The organism is Exiguobacterium sp. s141, from assembly GCF_018618085.1.
Lineage (GTDB): Bacteria > Bacillota > Bacilli > Exiguobacteriales > Exiguobacteriaceae > Exiguobacterium > Exiguobacterium mexicanum_A.
Window position 1 is genome coordinate 586,062 of sequence record NZ_JACSLJ010000002.1, and the last position, 20,446, is coordinate 606,507.

Below are 20,446 nucleotides of genomic sequence, written 5' to 3' on the forward strand. Positions count from 1 at the left end.
TTTTTATACGTGAGGGGGTATTTTTTGGTATACTCAATCCAGTTAGCAATCGGCAAGGAGGATGTATATGGGTGAAACCCGGATTGGAATAAAAGAAAATCAAATGAACTTTATCTTGCTCGTCGTGACGAACTTTTTCGTCGGGTCGATGGTCGGCCTCGAACGGACGATCTTGCCCATCATCGGAGAAGAGGACTTCGGGCTCGTCTCGACGAGTGCGGCACTATCATTCATCATCAGCTTTGGGTTCTCGAAGGCTGTCGTCAATTACTTCGCAGGAGCCATCGCCGATCGATTCGGGCGCAAGAAAGTGCTCGTCTTCAGCTGGGGGATTGGGGTATTCGTCCCCGTGCTCGTCATGTTGGCCCCGGCCTGGTGGATGATCATCGTGGCGAACGTCTTGCTTGGGATCAACCAAGGACTGACGTGGTCGATGACGGTCAATATGAAGATTGATTTGGCTAAACCGACGGAGCGGGGGCTCGCGGTCGGACTGAATGAATTCGCCGGTTATGTCGGTGTCGCCGTGATGGCCGCCGTCTCTGGGATGATTGCCGTCACGTACGGCAGTCGGCCGGAACCGTTTTATATCGGCGTCCTCGTCGCATTCATCGGTCTCGGGTTATCACTGTTCGTCCGCGATACGACGAATCAGGTACAGCTCCAACCGACGAGCGGGTCTGAAAAAACACGTTCCGCGAGAGACGTATTTATGACGACGACGTGGAAAGATCGATTGCTCTCGAGTCTGACGGTGGCGGGTCTGTCGACCAATCTGAAAGACGGCATGGCATGGGGCTTGTTCCCGATTTATTTCGCCGCACAAGGGCTCAGTCTAGCTGAAGTCGGATTAATCGTGGCGGTCTATCCGGCGGCGTGGGGCTTCTTACAACTGTTCACCGGGGTATGGAGCGATCGCATCGGACGCAAAGGATTGATCGTCGCCGGGATGTGGGTCCAGGCCGGTTCGCTTTGGGCGATTCTCGTCATGTCCGACTATTGGCAATGGGTGCTCGCCGCGGTCATGCTCGGCATCGGGACGGCAATGGTCTATCCGACGCTCCAAGCCTCGATCAGTGACATCGCCGAGCCATATTGGCGCGCCTCAGCAATGGGCGTCTATCGGTTTTGGCGCGACAGCGGCTATGCGTTCGGGGCCATCTTTGCCGGGGTGTTGACCGACATATTGTCCATCGATTGGGCGATCGGGCTTGTGGCCGTCCTACCGTTCCTGGCCGGACTCAATGCGCTCGGTCGTTTGCGGGAGACACTTCCAGGTTTGCGTTAATCAAAAAACTGCCTTGCCGAAGATTTCGGCAAGGCAGTTTTTTTAATGGTTCCACGGATGGTCGCTCCATTCGCGGCGTTTTTTCGTGATCGGTACTTTTTTGAATCCCCAGTTACGGAAATCTTGGTCAGGACTTTCTTTACGAATGTAAATCTTGTCCTTGATGGCTTTGAAGATCCGGTTCTCATCCCCATAATGGACGAACCGTGGTTTCACTTCGATGACGCCGCGACGTACGCGCGAGAGCGGTAGACAGACGAGGTCAGCGATTTCAAGCCCAGACTGATAGATTGTGTTCTGTTTTTCCGAGAAGATGAAACCTTTAATCTTTTGTCGGCTCTTCTCGACGTCGAGATGGACCGTCCCTGAATTGAAGATATCGAAGAACGCTTTTTGGATGAGCAAGTTTTGATAGTCGTCTCGCGATTCCAAGACGACACGGGCGCTGACCGCTTCCGTCTCTTCTAAGAATGCATAAAACGATTTCATCAAGTGGGCGAAGGCGACGACGTACGGGTCTTTCGGCGTTGAATAGAAGTCGTGAAGTTTTTGTTTATCGACCTCGACGCTAATGATTGTACAGTTGATATCGCGTAGGAAGTCCGGCAACTTGTTCCAAAAGTCACGAAGCATATCGATCGTGATGCCGTCCTCTTTTCCATACGGATGCTCGGCCTTTAAAATCTCTTTTAAATGGAGCGGAATATTCTCCGTCTTGAACACGTCGCGTTTGAAGGCATGTAACCGGCGCTTCAACTCGCACGGCATCCCGGCCTCGTCGGCATCGATTGCATATTTGTATTCCATCAATACGCCGGTGAGGTTGAACTGGGTATTTCCTTTTGGCGTGCCCGTCTCATCGACGAACATGACATACTTCTTTTGTGTTTCCATCTTACTCCTCCAACCATGGCTCAACTATTTATCCAAGCGAGCCTGCTAATTGTTTTCCAACCTTGGTTTACATTGCTTATTGCGCACTTTTTCAAACTTACGTCAATCTGCGTTTAATCTGTCTTGATTATGGCTAATAAGTAGAAGACTTATTTCAGAAAAATAAATAGCTCTTCCGTAACAAGGTCGTGTCAATTTGACTACACAATGAACTACATACTAGTTTAACATACGGGAGTTTGGTACGATATGGATTGCGGAAAATCCACACAGGAGTCGAGCGACAGAACTCGACAATCAGACTTCAGACGGAAGGAACGGCTGGACCAACCTGTTAAACTAGAGACTAGGGGTGACGACATTGTTCCAATATCCGAACGGGAAAAAGCCGAAACCTGCGGCAACGCCGGTCCGCTCTAATCCGCAGACGTATGCGAATCGAGGCATGAACCTTGAGAAGCTGCTGAACGACACAAATGAGTTTTACCGACTTCATGGACGAGCGGTCATCCATAAGAAGCCGACACCGCTGCAAATCGTGAAAGTCGATTACCCGAAACGGAGCGCGGCGAAAGTGACCGAGGCGTATTTCAAGCAAGCGTCGACGACCGATTATAACGGGGTGTATCGCGGGAAGTACATCGATTTCGAGGCGAAAGAGACGAACAATAAGACGTCATTTCCACTCGGAAACTTCCACGACCACCAAATCAACCACATGCGTGAGTGCGAGCGGCATGGAGGGGTTTGTTTTGTCATCATTCGGTTTAGCCGCTATAATACGCAATATGTGTTATCAACGGAGCAATTATTAGTTTGGTGGGAACAGCGCGAATCGGGACGGAAGTCGATTCCGCTCTCCTATATCGAGCAAGAAGCAATTGAAGTTCCAACCCGGGCGATGCCCGCCGTCGATTATTTGACGGCGATTGAGGCGTGGCTCGATTGAAATAGAAGGAGTGAAGCGTGAATGGAACGAAGTCGGATGGCACGTCGACAAGATACGACGAGTAATAAACGTAAACCAGCGGCCAAGAAGCCGAAACAAAAAACGAAGAAGTCGAAGTTTCGACGCATTTTAACGATTTTAGGGATTTTATTCATTATCGGCGTCATCGCCGGTGCCGCATACACTGCGTATGCGATCGCGACGGCACCGCCGCTCGATGAAGAGAAGTTGGTCGATACGTATCCGATCCAACTATTATCAGCTGAAGGCGAACCGCTCGAAGGAAGCGGACAAATTCGGGAGTACGTCTCCATCGATGAAATTTCAGAAGTGATGCAACAAGCGGTCATCTCGATCGAGGACCGTCGCTTCTATGAACATAACGGGATTGACTTGCGCCGTATCGGCGGCGCCGTGGTCGCGAACTTGACGGACGGCTTCGGGGCCGAAGGTGGTTCGACGATCACGCAACAGCTCGTCAAACAATCGTTCTTGTCGACCGACAAGAAATTGAAGCGGAAGCTGCAAGAACAGTGGCTCGCCATCAAACTTGAGCGCGAGTACACGAAAGAGCAGATTCTCGAGATGTACTTGAATAAGAACTATTACGGTACAGGCGGATATGGTGTCCAAACGGCATCGAAACGCTACTTCAATAAGCCGGTCTCAGAAGTGAATTACCAAGAGGCGGCTATTTTGGCGGGTCTCCCGCAACGTCCGAGTGCCTATGACCCGATCAACGGGGACCAGGAACTGACGCGTTATCGTCAAGAGCAAGTGCTCTCAGCGATGAAGCGTGACGGTCATATCACGGAAGAAGAATACAACCAGGCGCTCGACGTTGAAATCGCGGACGTCATCTCGCCAGGTAAAGAAACAGAAGAAGAGACGTACACGCGCTCTATTTACGCTCGCGTCCAAGCCGAGCTCGAGGAAGACTACGGTCTCGAGCAGGCCGACATTTACGGGACGGGCTTGAAAGTGTATACATCAATCAATAAAGATTTGCATACGAAGTTCAATAGCGATATTAAGAACGATAACGTCAATCTTCAGACTGAGACGTTCCCAGAAGACCTTCTCATGGGAGCGACCGTGTTGAACACGAAGACGGGTGAAATTGTCGCCGTTATCGACAGTCAGCAAGCGAAACAGGGCGATAAGAACTATCGCGACTATTCGCGCGAGAAACGTCAAATCGGGTCGACGGCGAAACCGTTCTTCGATTACGGTCCGGGGATTGAGAACGCGCAGTGGTCGACTGGGAAAATTTTGATGGATGAACCGTTTGGTGAAGATGAATTCAATCCAGGAAACTATTACACAGGGTATCGCGGCGCCAATACGATGCGTTATTACTTGACGATTTCCGGGAACACTCCGGCCGTCCGTGCCTTCTATGAAGTACAGGAAGAGTTCGGTTCGGAGGCGATCGAATCGTTCGTCGAGAACGTCGGCATCGAGCCGGCGCGTGCGGGTGACGAGATGTTACCTGCGAACAGTCTCGGTGTAGCAGAAGCGAGCACGACACAAATGGCGGCTGCTTACGCTGCGCTCGGCACGAACGGGATGTATACGAAGCCGCACTTGATTCAAAAAATTGAGTTCAATGACGGCTCGACGATCAACTCGCCGATTAAAGCAAAACAGGCGATGGAAGACTATACGGCCTACATGTTGACCGACATGCTCCGTGACGTGGTTAACACGTCAACTGGTACGTATGTGCCTGAACCTTTCCCTTATGACGTCGCCGGGAAGACCGGGACGACGAACGATAAAGATAAAAATCCAAACGATAAGTGGTTCACTGGTTATACGACCGATTACTCAATTTCGGTATGGACCGGAAAAGCACCAGGAGCTGATAAGGATGCGCTTGCTGAAGACCACGCTCAGTTCTACTTTGACTATATGATGCAAGAAGTAACGAAAGCGACGGGTCAACCGGATCGCTTCCAGCAACCGGAATCGGTGCTCTCGCTCGGAAACGAGTTGTACGTCAAAGGAACGAAACCAAAAGACTTGCAGCCGGACAAACTCGCCGCGCCGACCGGCGCATCGATTGACTACGATGTGCCAGGCGAGACAGGTACGCTCTCGTGGTCATACGACAAGCAAGCAGTCGAAGCAGCTGGTTACCAAGGACTTTCGTTCACCGTGACGGAGACACGTCCGGACGGTAGCGAGCGTGTCGTCGGGACGACCGAAGACACAAGCATCGCCATCTCTGGCCTCGGTGAAGGGGAGACGACGTTCACGATTGTCGCCAACGCGACGAACGCGCTCGTCGGCGATCAACAGTCGAGCCCGCTCCAAACTTCCTACACGGTCGAACGGAGCGAGGAGCCTGCTGCCGAAGAGGAAGAAGAGCCAGCCACGGAAGAGACGCCTCCTGAAGAAGAAGGCGAGCAAACCGATGGTGAGAGCAACGAGAACAATGGCAATAACGAAAACAATGAGAATAACGGAAACGACAACAACACCGAAGACGAGAACACGGAAGAACCGACCGAAGAAGAACCGACAACCGATGAGACAGACGGGGAGTCGGATTCGGAGGGGGACGTCAGCCGTCAATCGACGTCAGACTCGGATGACCGTAACAACGGCAACGGGAATGGCAACGGTGGTCGTGACTAATCTGACTCACAGGAAACAGGGCGACATCAGCGCCCTGTTTTTCTGTTTCGTTTGCTATAATGAAAAGAAAGCGAATAGGATGGTGACACATGGTACAACTCTCATTGAAACGTAAGATGAAAGTATTGTTTGTGATCGACCGACTGCAAGAGGATGATTTTGGCATCCCGTTACATGGCGTCAATGGCTTGAAGATGGGCCGATTGCTCCTCGAGGAATCGATTCCGTTCGGACGCTTGATTGATGATCAAGCCGTGGCCGAGGCCAGTGGCCATCCCTATTTGAAACGAATCGGCGTTGAGACGATGTTTCTCGGCGACGAGTCATATTACCCTGAACTTCTGCGGGGCAAGCGCCAAGCGCTCGCGACGCATGAAGATTATCATAAAGCGGTGCAGCGTTACACGAAGCATTTACAAGCGGTCCACTCGAAGTGCACGAAGCTACATACCATCGTCTTGTTCGGACGGTCGACGCAACGGTTGTTTGACGATGCGATCACGCGTCTCGAAGTAGAGAATGAGCATGTCGCCGATTCGTTCAAAGCGATGGACGTGCTCCGTTTGCCGGCCGTCCACCGGCTCGTACATGACGAACGGATTAGCCAAGTCAAGGCTGTCGTGGAACGTCTTGCACCTTCGAAATCGTAAAGAAGGTGAACTCTATGCGGAAAAAATGTTCCGTGGAAGAAATGATTCAGACGCTCAAGACCGACCCGGGTTTCTCGGGCAACGTGACGCATTGGCACACGGTCGAGGCGAAGCCGGCCCGGTATGCGCCGATCCCATCGAGCGTTCCGCCAGATCTCGTCCGGGTGCTCCATGGCCGTGGAATCGAACAACTGTACACCCATCAGGCCGAAGCAATCGAGCAGACGTCTCGAGGCAACTCGACGGTCATCGTCACTCCGACCGCTTCCGGGAAGACGCTCTGTTACAATCTGCCGGTTTTATCGAAAATGATTGAACAACCGAATGCCCGGGCGCTCTACTTGTACCCGACGAAAGCGCTCGCCCAAGACCAAAACAGTGATTTGATGGAGATGGTCGAGGCGCTCGAAGGTGACCTCCGCTGTTTCACTTACGATGGGGACACGGCGCCAGCGGCTCGTACGAAAGTACGGGACGCCGGCAATATCGTCATCACGAATCCCGATATGCTTCACTCTGGAATCTTGCCGCATCATACGAAATGGATTCGCTTGTTCGAGAACTTGGAATATATCGTCGTCGACGAGTTGCACACGTACCGAGGGGTATTCGGCAGCCACGTCGCCAACGTGTTTCGTCGTTTGAAACGGATCTGTGCCTATTATGGGAGCCATCCGAAATGGATCATGACGTCAGCGACGATTGCCAACCCGGTCGAGCTGGCTGAACTGTTGACCGAAGAGGACGTCGTCCTTGTCGACAACAACGGGGCGCCCCAAGGGAAGAAACATTTGATTTTCTACAATCCGCCCGTCGTCAATGAGGCGCTCGGGATTCGTCGGAGCGCCACGCTCGAGACGAAGCGGATCGCCTCAAAGCTCGTCGAAGCGGACATTCAGACGATCGTCTTCGCCCGCTCTCGGGTACGGGTCGAGGTGTTGTTGACGTATTTACAAGAACTGACGCGGCGCGAGCTCGGACCAAAATCGATCGTTGGCTATCGGGGCGGCTACTTACCGTCGGAGCGTCGTGAAATCGAGCGTCGGCTCCGTAACGGTGAGATTAAAGCTGTCGTCTCGACGAATGCGCTTGAACTCGGCGTCGATATCGGCCAGTTGCAGGCGTGTGTCTTGAACGGCTATCCGGGCACGGTCGCCTCGATGTGGCAACAAGCGGGCCGGGCCGGACGCCGTCATTCCGAGGCGCTCGTCATTTTTGTCGCCTCGTCTTCTTCGCTCGATCAACTCGTCGTCGAACAGCCCGATTTGATTTTAGACCGGTCTCCGGAAGCGGCTCGTCTCGACCCGAACAATTTAATCATTCTCGTTGACCATATGAAATGTGCCGCCTTCGAACTGCCTTTCTCAAAAGGGGAACGATTCGGCACGGTCGAGACGGAAGAAATTCTCGATTTCTTGACGGACGCCCACATCTTGCATGAACGGGCCAATAAATATTATTGGATGACGGACGCATTCCCGGCTCATGACATCTCGCTGCGGACGAGTGACCAAGAGAATGTCGTCATCGTCGACCAGACCGCGAAAAACCAGGTCATCGGAGAGATGGATACGTTCAGCGCGATGACGTTACTGCATGACGAGGCCATCTATTTACATGGGGCCGAGCAATATCAAGTCGAACGACTCGACTTTGAAGAGAAGAAAGCTTACGTCCGACGTGTCGACGTCGACTACTATACGGACGCCAATTTGGCGGTCGAACTGAAAGTGTTGGAAGAGAACAAGACGACCGGCGTGAAGACGTTCGGTGAAGTATCGGTCATCGCGATGGCGACACTATTTAAGAAAATCAAGTTCGGGACGCACGAGAATATCGGTTCCGGACCGATTCATTTGCCGGAACGAGAACTGCACACGACGGCGACGTGGTTCACGCTCGACGAACGGTTCGCCTACTCGGAGGCCGACATGGAAGATCAGCTCGAAGCGGTCAGTGATCTCTTGCGGCGGCTCGCCCCGCTCTATTTAATGTGTGACACGCTCGACTTGTTCACGACGATTCAAATGAAAGCGACCCATACGAACAAACCGACCGTCTATTTATACGACCGCTACCCAGGCGGAATCGGGCTGAGCGAGGCGCTTTATCGCGACGCCGATGAGGTCTTGGATGCAGCCATCCGTACGGTCGAGGACTGTCCGTGTGAGAGCGGCTGTCCGCGGTGCGTCGGCATGATTGGGTACGGTGATTTCAAACAGCAGGTCGTCCAGCAGTTGCATGCATTGAAAGGATCGATATGAAAGCAAAACTATCACGACTCATCAAAACGAATGAACCGAAACAAACGGCCGTGACGCCGGACGACGTCGAACAAGCAAAATGGCGGGCCCGGGGTGGAGAAATCCTGACGTTCGAACAAGAGTGGTGTGTCCGCTTGAAGCAGATTTATCCGCTCGACGAGACGTACCACGACTTTACGTTCGGAGAGGCGAAAGCCTCACTCGCGACATCGACCCATCCCTTTTTCCAAGTCGATGTCCCGTCCGAGCAGGTGTTGTTCATGGATACCGAGACGACTGGGCTCCGCGGATCGGGGACCTCGATCTTTTTGATCGGATTCGCGCGTTTCCAAGGAGACCATCTCGAGATGATCCAATACGTGTTGCCTCATCCCGCGTTCGAGACGGCATTTTATTATCACTTCTTGAACGACATCGGCGACGAGGTCCGTTTCGTGACGTATAACGGAAAATCGTTCGACTGGCCCCAAATCAAGACACGGCACACGTTCGTCCGCTCGAAAGTCAAAGCGTTACCGGCCGTCGGCCATGTCGATTTGTTGCATGCCTCACGGCGATTGCTGAAACCGACGCTCGAATCGGTATCGCTCAAGGCGGTCGAGGCCCATTTCGGCCACGCCCGGACGGACGACTTGCCCGGCTTCTTGGCACCGATGCACTATTTCCAATATGTGAAGGACCGGGAACCAGATATTTTACAGCCGGTCATCGAACACCATCATGCCGACTGTCTAAGCCTCGTCTCGCTCTACAAACGGCTCTGTCATCTCGTCGAAGCCGACGAGACGCCGTTTGGTGAAGAACGGGCGCACTGGTTGAACGACCTCGGCAACGCCGAGGCGGCGCTTCAAGAGTACGAGAGGCTCGAACAGCCGACGAAGCGGGCCTTGATGCGTCAAGCGCTCCTGTTAAAACGGACCGGTCAGGTGGAGCAGGCGTTGCCGCTGTTCGAACAAGTCGGTACGGTCGAGGCGCTCGTCGAATTGGCGAAATACGCCGAACATCGCGAAAAAGACATCAATCGGGCCATCATCTATACCGAACAGGCCATCGCTTTGGCGGAACGGAAAGAGACGGTGCTTCGACAGACCGCTTTGACCGAGATGCGGGCGCTTCGGCACCGGATGAACCGGCTAGAAAGGAAGCAGTCATGAAAGTTGTCGCCATCACAGGATACCGGCCGCATGAACTCGGCATCTTCAAATCCGACCATCCCGGTATCGGCATCATCAAGGAAGCGTATGAGCGAAAAATTGTCGAAGCCATCGAGCTCGGAGCCGAATGGTTCATTTTTAGTGGCACGAACGGTTGTGAATTATGGGCTGGAGAAGTATTGTTAGAGTTAAGAGAAACTTATCCAATCAAAATCGCCGTATTTCCACCTTTTTTACAGATGGAAGAGAAGTATAAGCCGTACGAGCAAGAATTGTTCATTCGTTTGCAGCTCGAGGCCGACTTTTTTGAAGCGCTGACCCAGCGTCCTTACGAGGACCCGAGCCAGTTGCGGGCAAAAACTGCCTTCTTTTTAGACAAAGCAGCAGGATTAATCACACTGTATGACGAAGAGACGGGAGGAAGCCCACGCTTTCTCGTCGAAGGGGCTAAACGAAAACACCAGATGGAGTTATTCTTGATCACACAGGAAGAATTACGCGTGATTGAAGAAGAAAAACAATGGGAACAACATTGGGAGTGAAAATGATGCAAACTGAATTAACAGCCGAAGCCATTTATAAACAAGAATTCAAGACCGCCCTTCGTGGGTACTCACAAGAAGAAGTCGACCAGTTTTTGGACGTCGTCATCCGCGATTATGAGAAGATGACGAAAGAAATCGAACGGTTGCGCCAAGAGAACGAGTCGCTCCGCCGCGGTTCGAACGAACAAGCAGAACCGGTCAAACCGGCTCAGCCTGTCGCGTCGAACTATGACATGTTGCGTCGCATCTCGAATTTAGAAAAGGCCGTCTTCGGAAAACAGGTCGGCCCGAGCGAATAAAGTGAGGAGGTGGAGAAGATGTTACAAGTATTGACGGCCGTCAAAAAAGAACCTGAGAAACGACAGACGAAAGGCTTGTTCCGCACGAAAGAAGAAGTCATCGCACCGCCGAAGTCGTACACGGACGAGATCGTCGAGATTATCCGTCACACATGCCGGTTTGATTGGATGATGATCGAACAAGTCGAGCTTGGTGAGGATGTGCTCGATTATGTATTGGTCGGCCCGAAAGGCGTCTTTTTAGTCCGCATCAATCGGACGACGTCGGCCGTCCATATGACGAACCGTGACTGTCGTCTCGAGACGTCGCTCGGTTGGAAAAACATCTATCCGCATCCGATGGAAGAGCTTGAGCGGATGACGAAGCACGTCAGGAGCGTCCTGAAGAAGCAATGCGGACAGGCAGTCCCTGTCACGTCGTTCTTGATTTTCCCTGAGACATCCCGTCTCAAGGTCGAACGCATCAAAGCCAACTGTGCCGATACGTTCGATGTGATCGATGACGTCATCGCGAAAACGAAGCTCGAGCTGTTATCGGAGGCGACAATTAAACACATCGCCTACTATTGCTCGGAGCGTCAAGTACATAAATGAAAATGGCGCTGAAGCTTCAGCGCCATTTTCATTTCAATAATTGTCGGGCTTGTTCTGCATCTTTACGATGGACGAACAAAGCGACCCGGTCGTCCAAGTTTTTTGCGAGCGGGCGGAACAGGCGCCCGGTCGGCAAGCCGTGTTCGACGCGACACGTGATGCCTTGTTCCGTCAAATACGTATAGTCGTCGAGCAGCGCCTCGCCTTGCTTGCCAAACGCCTCGCCGAAACGGACCCACTGTAAATTACGGACGGCGCGGATCGAGACGAGCACGACGAATGTGATGCCTAAGACGATAATCAATAGCGTTTCCAAATCCAAAGCGTTCAACCCCTTCTTTACATAATTTTAAGGGTGCAACCGTTTGAAAGCAACAACGATAGACCGGTATACTCAAAAGAAAGTGAGGGATGACGATGAAAACAACGATTCAATCGCGTCGCGAAGCCGTGACGCTGCTAGAAGACAAGCACGTGCTCTACATCCGCATCCATAACGGGCAGACCGGGATGATCAAACAAACCGAAGACGGAATCGTCGTCGCGATTCCGAATGAAGAGACGGACAAAGTCGATTTCCGCAAGTTAGAGGACATCGAAGCGTTTGAGGCGTTCTACGATTTGACGCTCTCGAAGCCAGGGACGCTTTATTATAACCAAGCGTAAACAAAGCTCCACTCATCTCGAGTGGAGCTTTTGTCATGGTGTCGGGAGCCAAGCGGACATCGTCTCTTGCAACGAATCAGGGCGCAGGTGCCGCTGTTTATGAAGCAAATAGCCGTCCGGTCGGATGACGAGCACGCCGCGCTTCATGAACAATGATTTCGCGAGCTCGTTGCCTTGGTCGAAGAAGGGACGACTCGTCTTCGAGAGCGTGATGATTTGGAAGAACGATTGATGATCGTTCAAATAATCATAGAGTTCGGTCGCATCACGTTTATCATCGTCGAGGATGAGCACTTGGAACCGGCCGTCCGCAATCTCCGAGATTTTGGTGCGCAACCCGTCATCGGTCCGGATGATCTCGATCTCCGGGAAGATCTTGCCCTTGGCGACACGCAAAAACGGAATTCGGGAATGCCCGGGATAAGACAAGTGCAGTTGGGCGATTCGTTCCGTTATTTTTTGGTTGACCAAGTTGACGCGCGTAAAGACGTCGGCGCCGAGCGCTTGGAACGGCAAGAAGACAGGCAACGTCGTCTGTAACACCTCAGTCGCCACGTTCGTCGTCTGAAGTACGTTACGAGCCACGTGTTCACGTTCGTCGCGATACGAGGCGACGACGCGGAACGGGGCACCAGCCTTCAAATGAAGCCACAACTTCCACCCGAGGTTGAACGAGTCGGCGATGCCGGTATTCATCCCTTGTCCGCCTACGGGTGAGTTGATATGGGCGGCGTCTCCCATTAAAATGACTCGATTGTGGATGAACGAGTCGACCATACGGTTGTGGACCCGGAAGAGCGAGAACCACTCAACTTCGTCGATCTCGACATCCATATGGCTTCGCTGTTCAATCAAATTGCGCAGTTCCGACTCATTGAACGACTCGTCGCTCGCGAGGTTCCCTGTGATGCGAATCGTGTCATCCGTGAGCGGGAAAACTTCTAAGACGCCCCGGTCGGAAAAGAAAATATGCACTTCTTCGCGCGAGATGTTCCATTTGGCTTTCATATCGGCGAGCACCCATGACTCTTTGAATGATTTTCCGCTAAACGGAAGGGCGAGCATCCGACGAATCGAACTGTTCGCCCCATCGGCAGCGACGACGTATTTGGCTTCGATCGTCCGGTTTGATGCATCTGACTCAAGGTGGGCGAGCACTCGAGACGGGTAATGTGTCAACGAGACGAGCGATTCACCGCGCTGGACGGAATGACCGTGTCCGTTTAACGCATCCTCTAAAATCGCCTCGGTCTCGTTTTGGCGTAGCAGCGTCACGAACGGGTACGGCGTGACGAGGCGAGAAAATTCAAGTTTGGCCGTCCATTGACCCGAGAAGTATAGATTGCCTTTCTCGATGGTCCGTGCCCGGCCGAGTACTTCCTTGGCGACATCGAGACGAGAGAACACTTCGATCGTTCGCGGTTGAATCCCGATGGCCCGGGAATTGTTCGACGGGGTCGTCTTACGATCAATAATTTCAAATGAGATCCCATATCTGGCTAACGTCAATCCGAGCGTGAGTCCGGTCGGGCCCGCTCCGACGATCAATACATCAACTTTTTTATCCACCACATCCACCAACTCCTATCGTTAATAATGATATTTCCGACATTTGATGCGTTTAAACGAGGAGACAACGGTGGAAGTGTAGAAACAAAGAGAACGAGGTGGAGAGAATGGACAAATCGTGGATCACGGAACAACAACTACGTGACAGTTTCTCGATGGAAGAAAACTATGAACAGACGGCAGCCGTTTTGATCCCGTTGACCGAGGTCGACGGGACGTGGCACGTCGTCTTTGAAGTACGCGCCCATACAATGCGGCGTCAACCCGGAGAAATCTCATTTCCGGGCGGCCGTCTCGATCCCGGCGAGACACCGGTCGAGGCCGCTGTTCGAGAGACGAGTGAGGAGTTATTGCTCGCCTTATCCGATATCGAAGTCATCGGTCGCCTGCAGCCGCTCGCGACGCCGCACCGGCAACTGATCTATCCGTTCGTCGGGGTAATTCCACTGCGACCGGACGTGCATCATACGGATGAGGTCGACCATTTATTTTCAATCCCGGTCGAGACGTTGCTGTTGCTCGACCCGTTCCACGGCGAGATGGAATGGACGATGAACCCGGATCAAAATATCCCATTTGAACGGATGGCGAATGCTAAAGCGTACGAAAAACGGGTAATTAAAATGAAAGAACCTTTTTATGAACATGAAGACTACATTATTTGGGGATTGACTGGAAAAATTTTGACACAATTTATTAAACGGCTTAAAGAAAACGTATTCAAACCGATATAATTTCGTTATAATGATAGAAACAAATTTAAGATTGGAAGTGAATGGGTGTGTCTGTAGAATTCGTTGTGGGTGATATCGTCAAGTCAACTCGTGAAGGTTGGGTCGCAGAAGTGACTGCCGTATTGACCAATACGGTCATCGGGGACGTTTCCATCATGGAAGAATTTCAACAGCTTGGTCTCGAATTTGAGAAGCAAGTTTTACTGAAAAAAGATTTGGAATTGATCGAACGCGCCAGCTGACCTTTTAATCGAAAGGGATGATTCAGGTGTCCATTGACAAAAAAGTTCGTGAATGGGAAGAGGCCGGTTTACTTGATGAAGTAACCGGTCAGCGCTTGGTCGAATATGAACATAAGAAATTGGCGGTCGGTGACAAACGTGAGCACAAACCGCCTATTCTTGTGGTCATCGGTTCTATTTTGCTCGCACTCAGTCTATTCAGCTTTGTCGCGGCCAATTGGCAAGCGATTCCTGACCTTGTGAAAGTCGCTATTTTCCTCGTGTTTATGGTCGGGATGTATGTGACCGCCGAACGCCTGCAAGTGAAGGCGTCACGCTATGTCACGCTGTTCCGGCTTTTAGGCGTCGCTTTCTTCGTCGCCACGATGATCGTCATCTTCTCCACTTATAATCTGTCCTCGCAAATTCCGCTCTTATTTTGGCTCTTCCTTGCCGTCGCTGTTCTGCATAAATTGATATATAAGCATCCCATCTACACGTTCCTGGCCGCGCTCGCTGCCTTTTTGGCGGTCACGAACAGTTTTCAAGGCATCGGCATCACGTTGATCGCGTTCGGGTTCCTCGTGACCTGGGTCTGGTTCCATTACGGAGACAACGAGCTCGATCGTATCTTCGCCTGGTTCGGCTTTTATGGCCTCCTCATCACAATCGGTCAATATGCCGACTACGAAGGACGCTTTTGGCCGCTATGGGCCCTTGCTGCCTTACATGTCCTATTCCTTATCTATCGTGAGCGGGCCCAGTGGAATTATTTGTACCTCTTCGTCGCAGCCGTCCTATCGATCGGTTATTTAATCAATGCGACGGAAGGCTGGTTGTCGCAACGAACGCCCTCGGTCATCGAGGCGACGATCCTTTCGGTCATCCTCGTCGCCGTCTATTTACTTCACCGACGCCAGGACTTGATGTGGGTCAGTTTACTCGCTGTCATCCCGTTCTCGTTATTCGAAGACTCCGGCATCTTGCTAGCGGTGCTACTTGAAGTGGTCGCACTCGCCTATCTCGTCTATCAAGACCACAATCGCAAACCGATCGTGCTTGCTTTCATTTATTTCTTGCTCGTCCAAATGACGATCTACTTCATTTACGTTTGGGATCGACTCGACATTTCGCTGTTCTTCCTCATCGGAGCATTGATCGTCTTCGCACTGTCGCTCGCTTTGTGGTGGCGCAGCCGTAGCCGTACGAGAGGGGATGCTCAGACATGAAACGATTGACGCCTTGGCTAGTGCCGGTTTTGCAAGTAGTGATCGCTGTCGGTTTTATTCTGCTCGTCTATGCGGTCTCCTGGTTCGGAGAGACGTATACGTTCAAAGCGACCTCCTATGAGCCGTACGATCCGTTCTTTGGAGACTTTGTCTATTTGGAATACGATTCGTTCGACGGCAGACAAGATGTCGAATCAGGGACGGTATACGTGTCGTTCAAAACGGGGGACGACGGTTACGCGACCATTGATCGGGTCAGTTCACGGCCGTTCTTCGGTGGCACTCGTGCCAATTACTATGACCGGCAAGTGTATATCGATGACATGAGTTCGTATCGGGTCGCCGAAGAAGAAACGTCGGCGATCGAAGGTGCGAAAACGTTCGAAGTGGATGTCGACGTGGCACCTTGGGGCATGGTTCGCCCCCATGATTTACGCTCGATTGAAGCTGAAACAGAATGACAATCAGATTACAGATTTGTTACACGTTATGTTGTAACGAATCTGTAATTTTTTTCGAAAACGGTTGGTAACCCTAGGTTTATTGTAAATGTTACAGATTGTAACCAGTTCTTTCTTGATGTGTCAGAAATATTTCACTTCGTCAAAATCCCTTCTCGTGATTGAAACGACATGGTAAATTTACTCCTGTTCGTTAGATGACGAGAAAGGTGCTGACCTATTAATGCATTCCTTAAAATATATAATCGCGATTTTATTTGCCGCTGTTGGAACATTCGTGTTTGCTGCGAATGCCGATGCCGCCCAAATTGGAATCGGGACTGAACAGAAAATTGTCCAAAACCCACTTGAATTAGAACGTCAGGCCATTGAGTTGGAGCGCCAACAAGAAATCGAACGTAAGAAACGTCTTGCCGAAGAGAAACGGCTCGCTGAAGAAAAACGTTTAGCCGAAGAAAAGCGTTTGGCAGAAGAGAAAGCCAAACGTGAAGAGGCCGAGCGTGAAGCGAAAGCGAAAGCAGAACGTTTGGAAGAAGAAAAGCGCGTCGCTGCCGAAAAGGCACGACAAGAAGAAGCGAAACGCCAAGCCGCAGCAAAAACCGAGAAGAAGCAACAAGCGGCATCGAGTGCGACCGTGACACCGGTCTCGACACAAGGACGTGTCATTCAAGCCGAGTCAACGGCCTACACGAACGATGCAGCTGACAACGGTTCTTACGGGGGGCGCGTCTTGACGGCGACAGGCCATGACGTGACAGACTCGATTTATTATAACGGCATGCGTATCATCGCAGTCGACCCATCTGTCATCCCGCTCGGTACGGTCGTTCAAATCGACGGCATCGGCCAAGCGATCGCCCTTGATACAGGAGGACGCATTAAAGGGAACATCGTCGATTTACTCGTCGACACGAAGAGCGAGGCCATCAATTGGGGTCGTCGTCATATCACAATCACATTGCCATAATCTAAAGGTTCTCCTGCGGGGGAACCTTTTTTGTCTCGCCTCGTGGGTTGGCAGTCTTTCGACCGCGTCCCAGCACGTTTCATTGTTTAACAATCGTTGGAAACGGGCAAACTAATATTTGACCTTTATGAAAAGTTACGAGCCGAGGAGGGGTAGAGTTGATAGAATTCCAAAATGTATCTAAGCGTTACGAAGACGGGACGTTAGCCGTCAAAGATTTGGATTTAACAGTACGAAGAGGCGAGATTTTTGTCTTGATCGGCCCATCAGGGTGTGGCAAGACGACAACCATGAAAATGGTGAATCGACTGATCGATCATACCGACGGGAAAATTTTGATTGATGGGAAAGAGATTTACCAATTCAATATTTATGAGTTACGCCGCAATATCGGTTATGTACTTCAACAAATTGCCTTATTCCCTCATTTAACGGTCGAAGAAAATATTTCTGTCGTTCCTGAACTATTGAAGTGGCCAAAGCAAAAGACGAAAGACCGCGTGACCGAACTCATGGAAATCGCCGGATTAGATCCCGTCTTGCGGGCTAAAAAGCCGACCGAGCTATCCGGTGGACAACAGCAACGCGTTGGGGTGCTCCGTGCGCTCGCGGCCGATCCTGACGTCATCTTGATGGATGAGCCGTTCTCGGCACTCGACCCAATCAGCCGGGGTCAACTCCAAGACGATATTAAACGCTTGAACGATGAACTTGGGAAAACGATTTTGTTCGTGACCCACGACATGCAGGAAGCGATGAAACTCGGAGACCGTATCGCATTGATGCGTGACGGCGAGTTGGTCGTCGTCGGGACACCAGATGAAATCAGAGCGAGCACGGACCCGTTCGTCCTCGACTTTACACAACGCGGAAGAGGTGAGGTTGATGCTTGAGACATTCCAAAACCGACGAGGGGAACTCGTCGAGGCGCTCATCGAGCACTTGCAGCTCTCCGTCGTCTCCTTATTGATCGCGGTCTTGATTGCCGTCCCGCTCGGTATTTGGTTGACGCGCCGTAAAAAAGTGGCCGAGACCGCCATCGGTGTCACTGCCATCATTCAAACGATTCCTTCTTTGGCGCTCCTCGGACTGATGATTCCACTTGTTGGGATTGGCGCCTTGCCGGCGACGATTGCCCTCGTATTGTACGCCTTACTCCCAATTTTACGAAACACGTTCACCGGACTGAACGAGGTCGACAAATCGCTCATCGAAGCGGCACGAGCTTGCGGCATGAAGCCGAACCAGAGCTTGATGAAAGTCGAGCTCCCGCTCGCCTTGCCGGTCATTATGGCCGGGATTCGGACGGCGATGGTTCTCATCGTCGGGACGGCGACGCTCGCTGCCCTCGTTGGAGCAGGTGGGCTCGGGACGTTGATTCTTCTAGGTATCAACCGGAATGACAACTACTTGATTTTACTCGGCGCCATCCCGGCCGCCATCCTTGCTCTCTTGTTCGATTTCCTGCTCCGACAAATGGAAGGCGCGACAGCTACGCGGAATAAGACAAAATTGATTGCTGTCTCTACCGTCTTGGCGTTAATCGTCGCGGCACCGCTCGCGCTCGGTCGCACGCAACAGACCGATCTCGTCGTCGCCGGAAAACTTGGACCAGAGCCTGAAATTTTAATGAACATGTATAAATTATTGATCGAGGAAGAGACTGATTTGACTGTTTCTGTCCGACCAAACTTTGGCGAGACGACATTCGTCTGGGGTGCACTCCAATCTGGTGATGTCGATATTTACCCAGAATTCACAGGGACGGTACTCGCCAGTCTCGTGAAAGAGACACCGAACTCAAATGACGCTCGCGAAGTGTATGAACAGGCTCGTGATGCGCTGGCAGACGACGGCTATGCCTTGCTTGAGCCGATGCAGTTCAACAACACATATGCCATCGCCATCCCACGCGACTACGCCGAAGAGGAAGGCATCACATCGATTTCTGATTTACGAAACGTGCAAACGGACATTAAAGCCGGCTTCACGCTCGAGTTTACGGACCGGGAAGACGGATACCCTGGACTTCAGCAAGCCTACGGTCTCGACTTTCCGTCGGTCGTCTCGATGGAACAGAAACTCCGTTACCGCGCCATCGCTCGTGGTGACGTCAACCTTGTCGATGCATACGCGACGGACCCGGATATCGCCGAGAATGATTTGCTCGTCCTTGAAGATGATCAACAGTTCTTCCCGCCATATCAAGGGGCACCGTTGCTCAAGCAAGAGACATTAGACGAGCACCCTGAAATCGAGGACGCGCTCAATCAATTGGCTGGTAAAATTACAGATGAAGAAATGTCTGAACTCAACCGCCGCGTCGCGTATGGGAATGAGCGTGCTTATGACGTCGCACAAGACTTCTTGGAGCAGGAAGGTCTCCTATGAGAGCAATGATTATCTCGAATCCAACATCCGGTGCAAGTGAAACGATGCTCGGTGAGGTTGTCGGGACGGTCGAATCCTTGTATGACGAGATTCTGATTCGAAAGACGCTCGGACAAGGAGATGCTGCCCGCTTTGCCGAGGCGAGTGGGTCGTTCGAGCATTTAATCGTCATCGGTGGGGACGGGACCCTGCATGAGGTCGTCAACGGCCTCATGTCACTTCCGAAGGACGAGCGGCCGACGGTCGGCCTCGTCCCCGGTGGTACGTGCAACGACTTTGCCCGTGCGCTCGATTTACCAGTCGAACCGATTGAGGCGGCCCGGTTATTTAAGATGAGTCATGTCCAGCCCGTCGACGTCATGCGGGTCAATGATCGATATGGCCTCAATTTTATTGGGGTCGGCCTGATCGCCGACGCATCGCGACAAATCGATCCGCTTCAAAAAGAATCTCTTGGTTCCATCGGCTACTTTTTAGCGACAATCCGGCAGTTTCGTGAACTCGACCCGTTCGACGTCCGCATCGAGCAGGACGGAGAAGTCGTCCATGATGGGCCGATCAGTTTTTTGTACGTCGGAAACGGGGCATATCTTGGTACGGTACCGACAAAGTTACCGACCCAATCGTTCACCGACGGACTCGTCGAAGTCGTGCACAGCTCGGCCATCGGCTTTCCAATGATTCGGCAACTGCTTACGCAACAACTCGGACTCGAACATTCGTCGCCGGAGTGGGTCCATCTACAGATGTCTCAACTGACCGTCCATTTGAGCGAATCACAGATTATCGACGTCGATGGGGAACATTTTGAGGCGGACCGATTACACATCGACGTCTTGCCAAGGGAACTGACATTCCTTGTGCCATCCCACTAAAAACCAGACAGAGAAAAGAATTCAGACTTTTCTCTGTTTTTTGTTGTTCTCAT

General features: G+C 51.8%; 20 protein-coding genes and 1 pseudogene. 18 read left to right on the plus strand and 3 right to left on the minus strand.

Going from position 1 to position 20,446, the window contains the following annotated elements; genetic code table 11:
- The first annotated feature begins 67 nt into the window (after positions 1-67).
- Positions 68-1,288 carry an MFS transporter gene (locus KNP74_RS07545; protein ID WP_214763923.1) on the plus strand — a complete coding sequence of 407 codons (1,221 nt, stop codon included), beginning with the start codon at positions 68-70 and terminating at the stop codon, positions 1,286-1,288.
- 42 nt (positions 1,289-1,330) lie between these two features.
- Here KNP74_RS07545 and KNP74_RS07550 read toward each other — a convergent pair whose 3' ends face one another.
- Positions 1,331-2,182 (minus strand): DUF3800 domain-containing protein, encoded by an 852-nt coding sequence (locus tag KNP74_RS07550; protein WP_034777355.1) that lies wholly within the window; start codon positions 2,180-2,182, stop codon positions 1,331-1,333.
- Positions 2,183-2,534: 352 nt separating this feature from the next.
- Here KNP74_RS07550 and recU point away from each other — a divergent pair, with 352 nt between their 5' ends.
- The 8 genes from recU (at position 2,535) to KNP74_RS07590 (ending at position 11,280) form a co-directional block, all read left to right on the plus strand.
- The gene (gene recU / locus KNP74_RS07555; protein ID WP_214763925.1) at positions 2,535-3,131 is read left to right on the plus strand and encodes a Holliday junction resolvase RecU; all 597 of its coding nucleotides are present in this window, start codon (positions 2,535-2,537) and stop codon (positions 3,129-3,131) included.
- A gap of 21 nt (positions 3,132-3,152) precedes the next feature.
- Positions 3,153-5,774: a transglycosylase domain-containing protein gene (locus KNP74_RS07560; RefSeq protein WP_214763926.1), complete on the plus strand. Its 2,622-nt coding sequence runs from the start codon at positions 3,153-3,155 to the stop codon at positions 5,772-5,774.
- Between the two features lie 89 nt (positions 5,775-5,863).
- The gene (locus KNP74_RS07565) at positions 5,864-6,424 is read left to right on the plus strand and encodes a hypothetical protein (RefSeq protein WP_251130111.1); all 561 of its coding nucleotides are present in this window, start codon (positions 5,864-5,866) and stop codon (positions 6,422-6,424) included.
- Positions 6,425-6,438: 14 nt separating this feature from the next.
- Positions 6,439-8,688, plus strand: a complete 2,250-nt coding sequence (locus tag KNP74_RS07570; RefSeq protein ID WP_138859543.1) for a DEAD/DEAH box helicase — start codon at positions 6,439-6,441, stop codon at positions 8,686-8,688.
- Positions 8,685-9,842, plus strand: coding sequence for a ribonuclease H-like domain-containing protein (locus KNP74_RS07575; protein WP_214763927.1), 1,158 nt, complete (start codon positions 8,685-8,687; stop codon positions 9,840-9,842). The genes KNP74_RS07570 and KNP74_RS07575 overlap by 4 nt, the downstream gene beginning before the upstream one ends.
- A complete protein-coding gene (locus tag KNP74_RS07580; RefSeq protein WP_138859541.1) occupies positions 9,839-10,384 on the plus strand; it encodes an SLOG family protein in 546 nt (181 codons plus the stop codon). Before KNP74_RS07575 ends, KNP74_RS07580 begins: the two co-directional genes overlap by 4 nt.
- Positions 10,385-10,389: 5 nt before the next feature.
- Positions 10,390-10,686 (plus strand): cell division regulator GpsB, encoded by a 297-nt coding sequence (gene gpsB / locus KNP74_RS07585; RefSeq protein WP_034777365.1) that lies wholly within the window; start codon positions 10,390-10,392, stop codon positions 10,684-10,686.
- A gap of 18 nt (positions 10,687-10,704) precedes the next feature.
- Entirely contained in the window at positions 10,705-11,280 is a 576-nt protein-coding gene (locus KNP74_RS07590) for an NERD domain-containing protein (RefSeq protein ID WP_138859540.1), read from the plus strand.
- Positions 11,281-11,308: 28 nt separating this feature from the next.
- Here the strand turns inward: KNP74_RS07590 and KNP74_RS07595 are convergent, their stop codons facing one another.
- The gene (locus KNP74_RS07595; RefSeq protein ID WP_235420186.1) at positions 11,309-11,602 is read right to left on the minus strand and encodes a hypothetical protein; all 294 of its coding nucleotides are present in this window, start codon (positions 11,600-11,602) and stop codon (positions 11,309-11,311) included.
- Positions 11,603-11,697: 95 nt separating this feature from the next.
- Here KNP74_RS07595 and KNP74_RS07600 point away from each other — a divergent pair, with 95 nt between their 5' ends.
- Positions 11,698-11,946 (plus strand): hypothetical protein, encoded by a 249-nt coding sequence (locus tag KNP74_RS07600; protein ID WP_034779838.1) that lies wholly within the window; start codon positions 11,698-11,700, stop codon positions 11,944-11,946.
- Between the two features lie 33 nt (positions 11,947-11,979).
- On the opposite strand, the gene KNP74_RS07605 is transcribed toward KNP74_RS07600, so the two are convergent.
- Complete coding sequence (locus KNP74_RS07605) at positions 11,980-13,515, minus strand: FAD-dependent monooxygenase (protein ID WP_371816323.1); 1,536 nt, start codon at positions 13,513-13,515, stop codon at positions 11,980-11,982.
- A 107-nt stretch (positions 13,516-13,622) separates the two neighbouring features.
- On the opposite strand from KNP74_RS07605, the gene KNP74_RS07610 reads away from it, so the two are divergent.
- The 8 genes and pseudogenes from KNP74_RS07610 (at position 13,623) to KNP74_RS07645 (ending at position 20,393) form a co-directional block, all read left to right on the plus strand.
- Positions 13,623-14,249 carry an NUDIX hydrolase gene (locus KNP74_RS07610; protein WP_214763929.1) on the plus strand — a complete coding sequence of 209 codons (627 nt, stop codon included), beginning with the start codon at positions 13,623-13,625 and terminating at the stop codon, positions 14,247-14,249.
- Between the two features lie 65 nt (positions 14,250-14,314).
- Complete coding sequence (locus KNP74_RS07615) at positions 14,315-14,491, plus strand: DUF2187 family protein (RefSeq protein WP_232939448.1); 177 nt, start codon at positions 14,315-14,317, stop codon at positions 14,489-14,491.
- Positions 14,492-14,508: 17 nt separating this feature from the next.
- Entirely contained in the window at positions 14,509-15,699 is a 1,191-nt protein-coding gene (locus tag KNP74_RS07620) for a DUF2157 domain-containing protein (protein WP_214763930.1), read from the plus strand.
- The gene (locus tag KNP74_RS07625; RefSeq protein ID WP_034777369.1) at positions 15,696-16,160 is read left to right on the plus strand and encodes a GDYXXLXY domain-containing protein; all 465 of its coding nucleotides are present in this window, start codon (positions 15,696-15,698) and stop codon (positions 16,158-16,160) included. The genes KNP74_RS07620 and KNP74_RS07625 overlap by 4 nt, the downstream gene beginning before the upstream one ends.
- Positions 16,161-16,383: 223 nt before the next feature.
- A complete protein-coding gene (locus KNP74_RS07630) occupies positions 16,384-17,127 on the plus strand; it encodes a 3D domain-containing protein (protein ID WP_138859534.1) in 744 nt (247 codons plus the stop codon).
- 158 nt (positions 17,128-17,285) lie between these two features.
- Positions 17,286-18,002, plus strand: a pseudogene (locus KNP74_RS07635) (ABC transporter ATP-binding protein); the annotation flags it as partial.
- A gap of 10 nt (positions 18,003-18,012) precedes the next feature.
- Complete coding sequence (locus tag KNP74_RS07640; protein WP_034777372.1) at positions 18,013-19,518, plus strand: ABC transporter permease/substrate-binding protein; 1,506 nt, start codon at positions 18,013-18,015, stop codon at positions 19,516-19,518.
- Entirely contained in the window at positions 19,515-20,393 is an 879-nt protein-coding gene (locus tag KNP74_RS07645; protein ID WP_138859533.1) for a diacylglycerol/lipid kinase family protein, read from the plus strand. The genes KNP74_RS07640 and KNP74_RS07645 overlap by 4 nt, the downstream gene beginning before the upstream one ends.
- Positions 20,394-20,446: the final 53 nt, after the last annotated feature.